Annotated in this window: 10 protein-coding genes; all 10 read right to left on the reverse strand. The window is 67.1% G+C overall.

Annotated features, from left to right (window positions below; all coding sequences use genetic code 11):
- Positions 1–123 precede the first annotated feature (123 nt).
- A complete protein-coding gene (locus AC0KUR_RS19670) occupies positions 124–2,046 on the reverse strand; it encodes a PrkA family serine protein kinase (RefSeq protein ID WP_034186948.1) in 1,923 nt (640 codons plus the stop codon).
- 545 nt (positions 2,047–2,591) lie between these two features.
- Positions 2,592–4,361, reverse strand: a complete 1,770-nt coding sequence (locus AC0KUR_RS19675; protein ID WP_069705257.1) for a methyl-accepting chemotaxis protein — start codon at positions 4,359–4,361, stop codon at positions 2,592–2,594.
- Between the two features lie 301 nt (positions 4,362–4,662).
- Positions 4,663–5,592 (reverse strand): ribokinase, encoded by a 930-nt coding sequence (rbsK, locus tag AC0KUR_RS19680; protein ID WP_059557763.1) that lies wholly within the window; start codon positions 5,590–5,592, stop codon positions 4,663–4,665.
- On the reverse strand, positions 5,589–6,620 hold the full coding sequence (locus AC0KUR_RS19685) for a LacI family DNA-binding transcriptional regulator (protein ID WP_034186950.1): 1,032 nt from the start codon (positions 6,618–6,620) through the stop codon (positions 5,589–5,591). The genes rbsK and AC0KUR_RS19685 overlap by 4 nt, the downstream gene beginning before the upstream one ends.
- Positions 6,621–6,655: 35 nt before the next feature.
- Positions 6,656–7,675 carry an ABC transporter permease gene (locus AC0KUR_RS19690; RefSeq protein WP_059557765.1) on the reverse strand — a complete coding sequence of 340 codons (1,020 nt, stop codon included), beginning with the start codon at positions 7,673–7,675 and terminating at the stop codon, positions 6,656–6,658.
- The gene (locus AC0KUR_RS19695; RefSeq protein ID WP_473376328.1) at positions 7,672–9,285 is read right to left on the reverse strand and encodes a sugar ABC transporter ATP-binding protein; all 1,614 of its coding nucleotides are present in this window, start codon (positions 9,283–9,285) and stop codon (positions 7,672–7,674) included. Before AC0KUR_RS19695 ends, AC0KUR_RS19690 begins: the two co-directional genes overlap by 4 nt.
- Positions 9,286–9,430: 145 nt before the next feature.
- Entirely contained in the window at positions 9,431–10,381 is a 951-nt protein-coding gene (locus AC0KUR_RS19700; protein WP_034186953.1) for a sugar ABC transporter substrate-binding protein, read from the reverse strand.
- A gap of 313 nt (positions 10,382–10,694) precedes the next feature.
- Positions 10,695–11,081: a DUF805 domain-containing protein gene (locus AC0KUR_RS19705; RefSeq protein WP_059557770.1), complete on the reverse strand. Its 387-nt coding sequence runs from the start codon at positions 11,079–11,081 to the stop codon at positions 10,695–10,697.
- 303 nt (positions 11,082–11,384) lie between these two features.
- Positions 11,385–12,311 carry a CysB family HTH-type transcriptional regulator gene (locus AC0KUR_RS19710; protein ID WP_301742550.1) on the reverse strand — a complete coding sequence of 309 codons (927 nt, stop codon included), beginning with the start codon at positions 12,309–12,311 and terminating at the stop codon, positions 11,385–11,387.
- A gap of 75 nt (positions 12,312–12,386) precedes the next feature.
- Positions 12,387–13,445: a sulfate/molybdate ABC transporter ATP-binding protein gene (locus AC0KUR_RS19715; RefSeq protein ID WP_473376329.1), complete on the reverse strand. Its 1,059-nt coding sequence runs from the start codon at positions 13,443–13,445 to the stop codon at positions 12,387–12,389.
- Between the last annotated feature and the right edge of the window lie 6 nt (positions 13,446–13,451).

A 13,451-nucleotide genomic window follows, 5' to 3' on the forward strand; every position in this document is an offset into this window, starting at 1 on the left:
CCGGTCTCCCGCTCGAATGTCGATATGCCGGGACGCTCGCCGCACATGCCGTCTCCCGTCATGCGGGCGGCGTCTCTGAAAGTGCCCGTACGGACTCGCCGTACGGGCGCGGAACCGCGCGCGTCATGACGACTTGCGCACGCGCAGGTACCAGTCGCAAAGCAGCCTCACCTGCTTCGGCGTATAGCCCTTCGCGACCATCCGGTTCACAAAGTCCTCATGCTTGCGCTGCTCTTCCGCCGAGCCCTTGGCGTTGAACGAAATCACCGGCAACAGTTCCTCGGTGTTCGAGAACATCTTCTTCTCGATCACGACGCGCAACTTCTCGTAGCTCGTCCACACCGGGTTCTTGCCGGCGTTCGCCGCCCGCGCGCGCAACACGAAGTTCACGATCTCGTTGCGGTAATCCTTCGGATTGCTGATGCCCGCCGGCTTCTCGATCTTCTCCAGCTCCGCGTTCAGCGCGGCGCGGTCGAAGCTTTCGCCGGTATCGTGGTCGCGGAATTCCTGATCCTGGATCCAGAAATCCGCATACGTGACATAACGGTCGAAGATGTTCTGACCATATTCCGAATACGACTCGAGGTAAGCCGTCTGGATCTCCTTGCCGATGAACTCCGCGTAGCGCGACGCGAGCACGTCCTTCACGAAGGACAGGTACTTCTGCTCGATTTCCGGCGGGAACTGCTCGCGTTCGATCTGCTGTTCGAGCACGTACATCAGGTGCACGGGGTTCGCCGCGACCTCGCTCGAATCGAAGTTGAACACGCGCGACAGGATCTTGAACGCGAAGCGGGTCGACACGCCGGTCATCCCTTCGTCGACGCCCGCGTAGTCGCGATACTCCTGGTAAGACTTCGCCTTCGGATCGGTGTCCTTCAGGTTTTCACCGTCGTACACCTGCATCTTCGAGAACAGGCTCGAATTCTCCGGCTCGTGCAGGCGCGACAGCACCGAGAACTGCGACATCATCTTCAGCGTGCCCGGCGCGCACACGGCTTCGGCCAGCGACGAGTTGCGGATCAGCTTCTCGTAGATCTTGGTTTCTTCCGACACGCGCAGGCAATACGGCACCTTCACGACGAAGATCCGGTCGAGCAGTGCCTCGTTGTTGCGGTTGTTGCGGAACGCCTTCCACTCCGACTCGTTCGAGTGCGCGAGGATCACGCCGTCGAACGGAATCGCGCCGAAGCCTTCGGTGCCCTTGAAGTTGCCTTCCTGTGTCGCGGTGAGCAGCGGATGCAGCACCTTGATCGGCGCCTTGAACATTTCGACGAATTCGAGCAGGCCCTGGTTCGCGAGACACAGGCCGCCCGAGTAGCTGTAGGCGTCGGCATCGTCCTGCGCGTACTGTTCGAGCTTGCGGATGTCCACCTTGCCGACCAGCGACGAGATGTCCTGGTTGTTCTCGTCGCCCGGCTCGGTCTTCGCGATGCCGATCTGCCGCAGGATCGACGGATAGCGGCGCACCACGCGGAACTGGCGGATGTCGCCGTTGTATTCGTGCAGGCGCTTGACGGCCCACGGACTCAGGATGCTTTTCAGGTAGCGGCGCGGGATGCCGTACTGTTCCTCGAGGATCGGGCCGTCTTCGTCGTAGTCGAACAGCCCGAGCGGCGATTCGTTGACGGGCGAGCCCTTCAGCGAATAGAACGGCACGCGCTCCATCAGTTGCTTCAGACGCTCGGCGATCGACGACTTGCCGCCGCCCACCGGGCCCAGCAGATAGAGGATCTGCTTCTTCTCTTCGAGCCCTTGCGCGGCATGGCGGAAATACGCGACCACCTGCTCGATCACTTCCTCCATTCCGTAGAACTCACGGAACGCCGGATAGACCTTGATGACCTTGTTCGCAAAGATGCGCGACAGGCGCGGATCGTTGCGGGTGTCGATGTGTTCAGGTTCCCCGATTGCTGCCAGCATGCGTTCACCAGCCGTCGCGTACGCGGATGGATCGTTCTTGCAGAGCGCGAGATACTCCTCCAGCGAGAGCTCTTCCTCTCGCGTTTTTTCGAAGCGGTTCGCGAAGCTGCTGTAAATATCCATGCTACCTCCCTCGCCTAAGTCTGAAGACGTGCCTGCCTTCGTACGACTGCGCAGAAGCAAGCGCGTTCGAATTCATCCTAAACCCTTTCTTATTTTTTTTCACGAACTCTTCGTATGAAGTTCGTCATTCTCGACAACATCGCTTTGACAACGCATTTCGTCGTTTTACAATCAATCTCCCGAGCCGCAGAAACTGCATCCGCCACCTCTCGTCGAACGACGAAACGTCTTGTGCGTTGGAGACATCCGACGTCGTCACCGCCTCCCTTCATCCCTATACGTTCGAGCAGCCGCGTGCGATGACACGCCGCGTGCACCGTTACAAATTTTTTTCGCAGCGCCCTTACGGAGATACCCGTACGACGGATGCGGGAACATGACGCGCACGCCGCCGCGCATCGATCGATGCGGGCCGCGCGATGCACGCGGCGATACGCGATCGTGCGTTCGCACCGTCACGTCGCGTCCGCCGCGCAAACGACGACGCCCGCATGTCGCGGGCGTCGTTCGTCACCAAATGGGGATAGATGCGCGGCACGCGCGAATCAGAAGGTTTCCCAGTCGTCACCGCCGGCGGTGGCGGCAGCCGGTGCCGGCGCGGCAGCGGCCACGACGGGCTTGCGCGCGGGCATCGGGGCGGCCGTGCGCTGCGGCGGTGCATCGCGATCGTCGCGCGCGGCCGGCTGCACGGGCGCGGCAACCGCGGCGGAAGGCGAGCGCGGAACGTGCGTCACGCGACGCGCCGCAACCGGCGCGACGGCGCGCGCCATTTCGTCGTCGAGCTGGAATACCGCCGCCGTTTCGCGCAGGCGCCCGGCCTGCTCGTCGAGCGACTGCGCGGCGGCGGCGGCTTCCTCGACGAGCGCCGCATTCTGCTGCGTGACTTCGTCCATCTGCGCCACGGCGCGCGCGACCTGGTCGATCCCGCCGCTCTGCTCCTCCGACGCCGCCGCGATCTCGCCCATGATGTCGGTCACGCGCTGCACCGCGCCGATCACGTCGCTCATCGTGCGCCCGGCTTCGTCGACCAGCGTCGACCCCGTCCGGATACGCTCCACCGACGCGTCGATCAGGGCCTTGATTTCCTTCGCCGCGCTCGACGAGCGTTGCGCGAGGCTGCGCACCTCGCCGGCGACGACCGCGAAGCCGCGGCCTTCCTCGCCCGCGCGCGCGGCTTCGACGGCCGCATTCAGCGCGAGAATGTTGGTCTGGAACGCGATTCCCTCGATGATCGCGATGATGTCGGCGATCTTCGCCGAGCTGTCGTTGATCTCGCCCATCGTGCCGACGACCTGGCCGACCACCGTATTGCCCTTGTTTGCAATCTCCGACGCATTCGCGGCCAGCGCGCTTGCCTGGCGCGCATTGTCCGCGTTCTGCTTCACGGTGCCGGTCAGCTGTTCCATGCTCGACGCGGTTTCCTGCAGCGCGGCGGCCTGCTCCTCGGTGCGCGACGACAGATCGATGTTGCCGGCCGCGATCTGGCGCGCCGCGGTCGCGATCGACTCGCTGCCGCCGCGCACGGTGCGCACCGTATCGACCAGCCCGCGCTGCATCTTCGCGAGCCCTTCGAGAAGCTGGCCCATCTCGTCGCGCCGGTCCACGACGATCGGCCGGCGCAGGTCGCCGGCGGAAATCGCGTCGAAATGCGACAGCGCGTCGGCGATCGGGCGACCGATCGCGCGGCTCAGCGCCACCCATGACAGCAGTGCGGCGCCGACACCGGCCAGCAGCGCGACGATCGACAGTACGCGCAGCGTGTCGAACACCGATTCCGCTTGATCGAAGAGTACTTGCGCATTGGTGAACTGGAAGTTGCGCAGCGCTTCGCCGGCCACCGAGAGGTCGGTATAGAGCGCCTGGAGCTGCTTGGCGCCGTCGCCGAAGCGATCGCGCTGGTCCGCCCCGAGCAGGCTCGCGAACGCGTCACAGGCGCGCTGCAGCGCCACGCGCTTCGCGGCGACGTCCTGCGCGAGCCGGTCTTCCTCGGGGCCGCGCGGCAGCGCGAGGTATTTCTGCCACCAGGCGTCGGACTGCGCGCGCATCGCGCGGCTGCGCTCGACGGCGGCCGCCGACTCGGGCGTGCCGGCCAGCAGCGCCGCGCGGTCGAGTGCGAGCCGTTCGCGTGCCGAAAACATTTCCGCGACCGCCACGTCGACCGCGCTCGGCATCTGGTTCGTGAAAATCTCGCGCGTCGACACGTTCGAACGCGTCATCCCGTACAGCCCGAGCACGCCGGTTACGCCCAGCAGCATCGCCAGAAACGCCATCGTCAAACCGATGCGCGCACGAATCGTCAGGTTCCTGAACACCATCATCCATCCTGTATTGCGTCGTCATGAACGGGCCGGGCCCGTTGGCTGGAAGCATTGCTTCACTTGTTGCATTTACGACTGCGCGACGCACAACTTGATGATTTTGGCGTGATTTTTTCGAATTATTTGTCTGTATATTACAAATAGCTGAACGAATGATGCAAATTCGGGCCAATTCGAGAAATGGATGGGGGGAAGGCCCGGCGACCTGCGGGCACGTTGCCGCAAGCACGACCGGCCGGCTGGCCCGTCGCACGAGACGGCCGGCCGAGATCGGGAAACGGAAGCCGGCGATCCGGCCCTAGTCGGCCAGTTCGGCGCGCGTCGGAATCGACGGCTGCGCGCCCGCCCGCGTGACCGACAGCGCCGCCGCGCGTTGCGCGAAGCGGATGGCCGCATCGACATCCGCGCCGGCCGCGAGCCGTGCGGAAAAACCGCCGATGAAGGTATCGCCCGCCGCCGTCGTGTCGACGGCCTGCACGACCGGGGCCGGATAGTGCCGCGCGACGCCGTCGGCCGTCAGCGCGAGCACGCCGCGCGCGCCGAGCGTGACCAGCACGTTGCGCGCGCCGCCGGCCTGCAGCGCACGCGCGGCGGTTTCCGCCTCCGCCGGGTCGCGCACCGGCAGCGCGGTCAGCGCGGCCGCCTCGACCTCGTTCGGGATCAGGTAATCGACGAGCGGCAGCCAGCCCGCCGGCAGCGGCGCGACGGCCGGCGCCGGATTGAGCACCACCGTGCGGCCGAGCCGCCGCCCGGCCGACAGCGCCGCGAATACGGCGTCCGGCGGTGTTTCGAGCTGGCAGATCAGCACGTCGGCCGACGCCAGCGCGGCCTCGTGCCGTGCAACCGTCGCGGGCGTGACCTCGCCGTTGCCGCCCGCGACGATCACGATCGCGTTCTGGCTCGCGTCGTCGACGACGATCAGCGCGACGCCGGTCGACGCCGACGCGCTCGTCGCGAGCCCGGTGCAGTCAATGCCCTCGGCTTCCAGGCCCGCGCGCAATGCCGCGCCGTGCGCATCCGCGCCGACGCAACCGATCATCGCGACCTGCGCGCCGAGCCGCGCGGCGGCGACGGCCTGGTTGCCGCCCTTGCCGCCGGCCGCCTGGGCAAACGCATGCCCGGCGAGCGTTTCGCCCGGCAGCGGCAGCCGCGGCGCCCGCACGACGAGATCCATGTTGAGGCTGCCGACCACCGTGACGCGGCCGGCACCCGCTGCGGGCGCCGTCATGCGCGGCCGCCCGACGCGGGCGGCTCGCGATAGACCGCCGTCGACTCGCGCAGCACGAGGCGCGGCGACACCACGCGACGACGGCTCGGCACGGCCGTCGAGCCGCCGCCGATCCGCTCGATCAGCGTCTGCGCGGCCATTTCGCCGAGCGCGCGCACCGACTGGCCGACCGTCGACAGCGCGGGATACGTGTAGCGGGAAAACTCGATGTCGTCGAAACCGATGATCGAGCAGTCGTCGGGCACGCGCAGCCCGCGCTCGGCCGCCGCGCGCAGCGCGCCGACGCCCATCAGGTCGTTGCCCGCGAAGATCGCGCTCGGCCGCACCGATTCGAACAGCCGCGACGCCGCGTGATAGCCGCCGAGGCACGAGAAGTCGCTTTCCGCGATCGCGCCCGGCACGATGTCGACGCCGCGCTCGGCCATCGCGCGGATGAAGCCGTGCACGCGCATCGCGCTGACGGCCGTGTCGGTCGGCCCCGTGATGCAGCCGATCTTCGCGTGCCCGAGTTCGAGCAGGTGGCGCGTCGCGAGGTACGCGCCGCGCTCGTGGTCGATCTGCACGAGGTCGGCCGCAAGCCCCTCGATGTTGCGGTCGACGACGACGAGCGGCGCATGGATATCGGCGAGCGTCTGCGCGAGCACCGCATCCTCGCCCGCCGATGCGACGATCAGCCCGTCGATGCGCTTTTCCTGCAGCACGCGCAGGTAGTTGCGCTGCTTCACGGGATCGTCGTCCGAATTGCAGAAGAACACGCAATAGCCGTTGGCCGCGCACTGATCCTCGATGCCGCGCGCAAGCTCCGCGAAGTACGGATTCGTGCTGTTCGGCACGACGAGGCCGATGGTCGCCGTCGCCCGCGCCTTCAGCGAGCGCGCCACGGCCGACGGCACGTAATTGAGCTCGCGGATTGCGCCCTCGACCTTCGCACGCACATCCGCGGACACCGGCCGCGAATTGTTCACCACGTGCGAGACGGTCGTAAACGACACGCCCGCCATGGCTGCCACATCCTTGATCGTCGCCATTTCCCGTTTCTCTCTGGTCTGTTCTGTCTGTCTTTCTACCGCGCGCGCGCCCGCCGGCTGCGATACGTATCGAGCACGACGGCCACCACGATCACCGCGCCGGTGATGATCCGTTTCGTCGGCTCGTTCGCCCCGATCTGCGCCAGCCCCGCGGCCAGCACGGAGATGATCAACACGCCGAAGAACGTGCTGATCACCGAGCCGCGCCCGCCCATCAGGCTCGTGCCGCCGATCACGACAGCCGCGATGACCTGCAGTTCGAGGCCCGCGCCCGCGTTCGGATCGGCCGCCTCGAGCCGCGAAATCTGGAACAGCGACGCAAGCCCCGCGAGCGCCCCCATCAACGCGAATACGAGAATTTTATACGGACGCGGGTTAACCCCGGCAAGTCGGACGGCTTCTTCGTTCGTGCCGATCCCGACGAGGTAGCGCCCGAACACCGTGCGCGTGAGCACGAACTGGGCCGCGATCATCACCGCGACCGCGATCAGGAACGCCGGCGAGATGCCGAGCGCGATCGGGTTCGACAGGAAATCGAACGCGTCGCCGATATACGCCGTCCGCGAATTCGTCAGCTGGTACGCGAGGCCGCGCGCGGCCTCCAGCACGCCGAGCGACACGATGAACGACGGAATTCGCCAGCCGACCGTGACCGCCCCCGTCAGCGCCCCCGTGACGGTCGCGACCGCGATCCCGATCAGCGCGGCCGGCAGCGGCCCCCACTGCCATTTCAGCGCGGCGACGCTGACCATCGACGCGGCGAGCGCGAGCACCGAGCCGACCGACAGGTCGATCCCGGCGATGATCAGCACGAAGGTCATCCCGACCGACATCACGACGAGATCGGGAATCTGGTTCGCGATCGTGCTGAACGTATCGTAGGTCAGGAAATGCGAGCTCAACACCGAAAACAGCGCAATCATCGCGGCGAGCGCACCGGCGAGCCCGAGATAGTTCGACAGGCCGAGGCGCGTGCCGGACAGCGTGCGCGCGCGGCGCCCCGTCACGTCCTGCTGGGCGCCTGCGTCGGTCGGGGATACGGGAGGCTGGGTCATTGCTGGGGTCCTGTCGTCGAATTGCCGGGGGCGGCGCCTGGCGCCTGCCCCGCGTCCGGATGTTGCGCGCCGCCCGGCGGCGTCTCGCGGCCGAAGCCGGCGAATGCCGCGGCCAGCAGCGCATCCTGGGTCCAGTTGCCGCGCTCGAACACGGCGGTCATGCGGCCGGCCGACATCACGCCGATCCGGTCGCAGATCAGCATCAGCTCGCGCAGGTCGCTCGACACGACGACGAGCGACCGGCCTTCGCGCGCGAGCGCGCCCATCAGCGTGTAAATCTCGAATTTGGCGCCGACGTCGATCCCGCGCGTCGGCTCGTCGAACAGCAGCACGCCCATGTCGCGGGCGAGCCAGCGGCCGATCACGACCTTCTGCTGGTTGCCGCCCGACAGCTCGCCGACCGCCTGCGCCGCACCGTGCGTGCGGATCCGCAACGCGTCGATCTGCTGCTCGGCAAGCGCCGTCTCGCGTGCGGCATCGACGATGCCGCCGCGCGCGAGCCGGTCGAGCTGGCCGAGCGACACGTTCGCGGTGATCGACTGCGACAGCAGCAGCCCTTCACCCTTGCGATCCTCGGTAATCAGCGCGATGCCCAGCTTCACCGCGTCGACGGGGGAATCGATCTTCGCCGGCTTCGGCGGCTGGCCGACCGCGATCATCCCCGCATCCGGCGTATCGGCGCCGTAGATCAGCCGCAGCAACTCGGTGCGCCCCGCGCCGATCAATCCCGAAATGCCGAAGATCTCGCCCGCGCGCACCTCGAGCGACACGTCGCGCACGGCCGTCCCGCGCGTGAGCCCCGACACGACGAGCCGCGGCGCGCCGATATGGCGCTCGCCGAGATCGATCTGCTCGCCGATCTCGCGCCCGACCATCAGCGTGACGAGCCCGTCGGACGTCGTCGCGGCCATGTCGCCCGCGTGCACGAGCCGGCCGTCGCGCAGCACCGCGACGCGCTCGGCGACACGCGCGAGCTCCTCGAGACGGTGCGAGATATAGACGATCGCGACGCCGCGCGCCTTCAGCCGGTCGATCTGCTCGAACAGCAGCTCGACTTCGCGCGCGGTCAGCATCGCGGTCGGCTCGTCGAGAATCAGCACGCGGCAGTCGCCGATCAGGTTGCGCGCGATCTCGACCATCTGCTGATGGCCGATGCCGAGTGCGCCGACCGGCGTATCGGGATCGACCGCATCGAGCCCGACCTGCGCCATCGCGGCCCGCGCGTCCTCGCGCAGCCGCGCGCGATCGATGATCCCGAAGCGCCGCGGCAGGCGGTTCAGGAACAGGTTTTCGGCCACCGTCAGCGTCGGCAGCAGGTTCAGCTCCTGCATCACCATGCGCACGCCGAGCGCCTCGGCCTGCGTGCGGCTCGCCGGCGCGTAGGCGTGGCCGCCGAGCTGCATCGTGCCGGTGGTCGGATCGACGAGCCCGCCGATGATCTTCGACAGCGTGCTCTTGCCGGCGCCGTTCTCGCCCGTCAGCGCGAGCGCCTGGCCCGCCTCGAGCGTCAGCGTGACATCGGCGAGCACGGGTTCGCCATAGGTCTTGCCGATGCCGGATACGGACAGCACGGGTTGGGCTGAACGGGAGGGTTGGAAGGTCGGTTCCATCGCGATCCTGATTGCGGCCGCGCGCACGCGGCGCGCGGGTATGACGCTCACAAGTGCATGTGCATGCAGTGGCCGTGATCGCGCTCACTCCGGATAACGGCCGCCACGCCGGATTCTTGAGGGCGGCGGCCGGACCGGAGTCGCGTTACTTCGTCACGAGATCCACCGGCGTCTCGACCACGCCGGACATGTCGGCCTGCTTGCGATGCTCGGCGATCGCCTTCAGCGCCGTGTCGATGCCGAATACGGCCTGCTTCGCCGCGTACTGGTCGGCGGTCGCGAGCACGCGGCCGTCCTTCAGCATCGGCTTGATCGCGTTGATGTTGTCGTAGCCGACCACGAGCACCTTGCCCTGCTTGCCGGCCGCGCGCACGGCCGACACGGCGCCGATCGCCATGTTGTCGTTGCCGCACAGCAGCGCCTTCAGGTTCGGGTATTCGTTGAGCATCGCGGCAGCCACCGCATTGCCCTTGTCGATTTCCCATTCGCCCGACTGCACGGACACCACCTTCATCCCGCCCGCCTTCATCGCGTCCTGGAAGCCGGCCGTGCGCTGCTGCGCGTTGGTCGTCGTCGACACGCCTTCGACGATGCCGACCTGGTCGCCCGCCTTCAGCCGCTTCGCGAGGTAGTCGCCGATCTTGCGCGCCCCCTTGCGGTTGTCCGGGCCGACGAACGGCACGTTCAGGTTCTTCGACTTCAGCACGTCGGGATCGAGCCGGTTGTCGATGTTCACGACGACGATGCCCGCATCGACGGCTTTCTTCACGACCGGCACGAGTGCCTTCGAATCGGCCGGCGCGAGTACGATCGCATCGACCTTCGACACGATCATCTGCTCGACGATGCGGATCTGGTTCGCGGTGTCGGTCTCGTCCTTGATGCCGTTGGTGATCAGGTCGAACTGATTCGCGTTGTGCTTCTGGTAATCCTTCGCGCCGGTTTCCATGGTCAGGAAGAACTCGTTGGCGAGCGACTTCATCACGAGCGCGACCTTCGGCTTGGCCGCGGACTGCGCGTGGACGGCCGGGGCGGCGGCGACCGCGACGGCGGCGAGCGCGGCGGTCAGGAAGCGACGGCGAAAGCGGACATTCATACACATCTCCTGGCGACTGGCCCGTCGGGCCGGACTGTTGTTTTAATGTGAGCAAACGTTTGCGCCACACTACCCGGGCAATGGCCATCAATGCTGCTATCGGTACCACGGAATGGAAGCGAGGCAGACGGCCGACTGCCTGGCGCGTGCTGTCGTTGACGCGCCACCGCCGGCGGGACGCCGGCGGAGTGAAGGCTATGCTGTACCGATTCGCTTCGCCGCGCAACCTGTCTGATCAATATTTAAGGGTTTATTCGGAGTGTGCGATCGGGCTGCACGACGCGCAAATGCGACAGTCGCGGCTTGCCGCGCATCACGCAGGGTCCTGCGGCGCAGGCGTCGCTTCATCGACCGACGGCGGCTCGCCGAAGCGGTTCGCATGCGGCGTACCGGCGATGAAACCGTTCATCACGAACAACGCGATCGCACCGACGATCGGCACGACGAGCAGCAGCACCCACCATCCCGACTTGTCGATGTCGTGCAGCCGCTTCACGGTAACCGCCAGCCACGACCACGTTGCCACGACGGCGATCGCGCCGGCGACGAGCACCACTGCCAGCGGCAGATCGTCGTCCGGTGAGCCGCGCGAACCGGCATCGAGGAACGCGCCGATCAACCCGGAAACCAGCGAGTAGATCCACCACGGCAGGCGCTCGGTCCGGCCTTTGAAGGAAAAGAGAAACCATGTCGGATTCATTGCTCGCCCCTTCGTCGTGCGGCGTGAACGCCCGCCATCAGACCATGCACGCGCATTGAATCATATCTTCCGAATCATGGCCCGGCCGGGAGGCCGAAACCGGATCGACGCGTTCGCCCGTGCCGTTTCTGGTTGTTCTGTCGGCAGGAGAACGCATGCTGAACGCCGCATCCGGCGAAGGGCCCGGCCGGGAGCGGCGGGCACAGCCGATGGTTCGATGAATCAGGTCATCGCGCCGGCGGCCATTTCGCCGCCGCCGGATGTTCGGTGCCGTGCGCGCACGGCGCGCGAGGCGCGCAACCGTCAAACGGCTTCGCGCAACAGCCCCGCGATTTCCGCTTCGTTCAGGTGCGGCGCGAACATCTCGATCAGCCGATACGCATAGGCGCGCAGGAACGCGCCCTTGCGCAGCCCGACGCGCGTCGTGCTCGCCTCGAACAGGTGCTGCGTATCGAGCGCGACGAGCCCGGTGTCGCGCTGCGGATCATAGGCCATCGCGGCGACGACGCCGATCCCCATCCCGAGTTCGACGTAGGTCTTGATCACGTCCGCGTCGATCGCGGTCAGCACGACGTCCGGCACGGCGCCCGCCTGCGCGAAAGCCTGGTCGATGTGCGAACGGCCCGTGAAGTCCTGGTCGTACGTGATGATCGGATACTCGGCGATTTCCTCGAGCGTCAGGTTCTCGCGGCCGACGAGTGGATGCCCCTTCGGCACGACGACCGTGTGATGCCACGAATAGCACGGGAACGTCACGATGTCCGGATAGCGGTCGAGCGCCTCGGTCGAGATGCCGAGATCGGCTTCGCCGTTCAGGATCATCTGCGCGATCTGCTGCGGGCTGCCCTGGCGCAACGCCAGATGCACCTTCGGGAACACCTCGGTGAACTGCCGGATCACCTTCGGCAGCGCGTAGCGCGCCTGCGTGTGCGTCGTCGCGACGACGAGGTGGCCGCTGTCCTGGTCGGCGAACTGGCGCGCGACGCGGCGCAGGTTCTCGGCGTCGAGCAGCATCCGCTCGATCAGCTGGTGCACCGCCTTGCCGGGCTCCGTGAGCCCCGTCAGCCGTTTGCCGCGCCGAATGAAGATGTCGACGCCCAGTTCATCCTCGAGATCCTTGATCTGCTTCGACACGCCCGACTGCGACGTATACAGCACGTTCGCGACTTCCGTCAGGTTCATGTTCTGGCGCACCGCTTCGCGCACGAACCGCAATTGCTGAAAATTCATGGGTATGCCTCTTAGGCTGTCGTTGTTTGATTGTCGATTCGGAGCATGTCCCGCCCCCTGCCCTGTATTGTCTCGTCAACGCGTGGGAAAGACACGCACCGCGCGCGGCACGGCCGTCGCACCGTCGCCGACCTGCAGCGACAGCGCACGCCATGCATCGCGATCCAGTTCCGCCTCGAGCGCGCCGCCCGCGCGCGCCTCGAGCTCCACGCGCACCGAACCGCCGAGCGGGATCACGCGGCGCACGTCCACCGCGATGCCGTCCCGGTGCCCTTCGCCCGCCGGCCACAGCTGCAGGTCGTGCGGTCGCACGTAGGCATTCGCGGGGCCGGCGAAATCGGCGTCGACCTCGATCGGCGCGGCCGCGCCCTCGGCCACGAAGCCGCGCCCGGCCACCGTGCCCGGCAGCCGGTTCGCCGCGCCGAGGAACTCGTACACGAACGCGCTTTGCGGATGATCGTAGACGTCCTGCGGGCTGCCGACCTGCTCGACGTGGCCGCGATTCAGCACGACGATGCGGTCCGCGACTTCCAGCGCCTCCTCCTGGTCGTGCGTGACGAAGATCGTCGAGATGTGCAGGTCGTCGTGCAGCCGGCGCAGCCAGCCGCGCAGCTCCTTGCGGACCTTCGCGTCGAGCGCGCCGAACGGCTCGTCGAGCAGCAGCACCTTCGGCTCGACCGCGAGCGCGCGGGCGAGCGCGATACGCTGGCGCTGGCCGCCGGACAGTTCGGACGGATAGCGCTGCGCGAGCCAGTCGAGCTGCACCAGTTTCAGCAACTCGTGCACCTTCTCGCGGATCACGGCTTCCGACGGCCGCTCGCGGCGCGGCTTCACGCGCAGCCCGAACGCGACGTTCTCGAATACGGTCATGTGGCGGAACAGCGCGTAGTGCTGGAACACGAAGCCGACCTGGCGGTCGCGCGCGCCGACCGACGCGACGTCGAGCCCCTGCAGCACGACCTGGCCGGCGTCCGCGTGCTCGAGGCCCGCGATCACGCGCAGCAGCGTGGTCTTGCCGCAGCCGGACGGCCCGAGCAGCGCGACCAGCTCGCCCGGCGGAAAGTCGAGCGAGACGTTGTCGAGCGCCGTGAAATCGCCGAAGCGCTTCTGAAGGTTACGGACGGTGATACCCATTCTGGT

It is taken from the genome of Burkholderia sp. YHN3-13 (genome assembly GCF_055810675.1).

Coding starts and splice junctions, on each gene's coding strand:
- AC0KUR_RS19670 (WP_034186948.1), bottom strand. CDS start 2,046: ATGGATATTTACAGCAGCTTCGCGAACCGCTTCGAAAAAACGCGAGAG.
- AC0KUR_RS19675 (WP_069705257.1), bottom strand. CDS start 4,361: ATGGTGTTCAGGAACCTGACGATTCGTGCGCGCATCGGTTTGACGATG.
- rbsK (WP_059557763.1), bottom strand. CDS start 5,592: ATGACGGCGCCCGCAGCGGGTGCCGGCCGCGTCACGGTGGTCGGCAGC.
- AC0KUR_RS19685 (WP_034186950.1), bottom strand. CDS start 6,620: ATGGCGACGATCAAGGATGTGGCAGCCATGGCGGGCGTGTCGTTTACG.
- AC0KUR_RS19690 (WP_059557765.1), bottom strand. CDS start 7,675: ATGACCCAGCCTCCCGTATCCCCGACCGACGCAGGCGCCCAGCAGGAC.
- AC0KUR_RS19695 (WP_473376328.1), bottom strand. CDS start 9,285: ATGGAACCGACCTTCCAACCCTCCCGTTCAGCCCAACCCGTGCTGTCC.
- AC0KUR_RS19700 (WP_034186953.1), bottom strand. CDS start 10,381: ATGAATGTCCGCTTTCGCCGTCGCTTCCTGACCGCCGCGCTCGCCGCC.
- AC0KUR_RS19705 (WP_059557770.1), bottom strand. CDS start 11,081: ATGAATCCGACATGGTTTCTCTTTTCCTTCAAAGGCCGGACCGAGCGC.
- AC0KUR_RS19710 (WP_301742550.1), bottom strand. CDS start 12,311: ATGAATTTTCAGCAATTGCGGTTCGTGCGCGAAGCGGTGCGCCAGAAC.
- AC0KUR_RS19715 (WP_473376329.1), bottom strand. CDS start 13,445: ATGGGTATCACCGTCCGTAACCTTCAGAAGCGCTTCGGCGATTTCACG.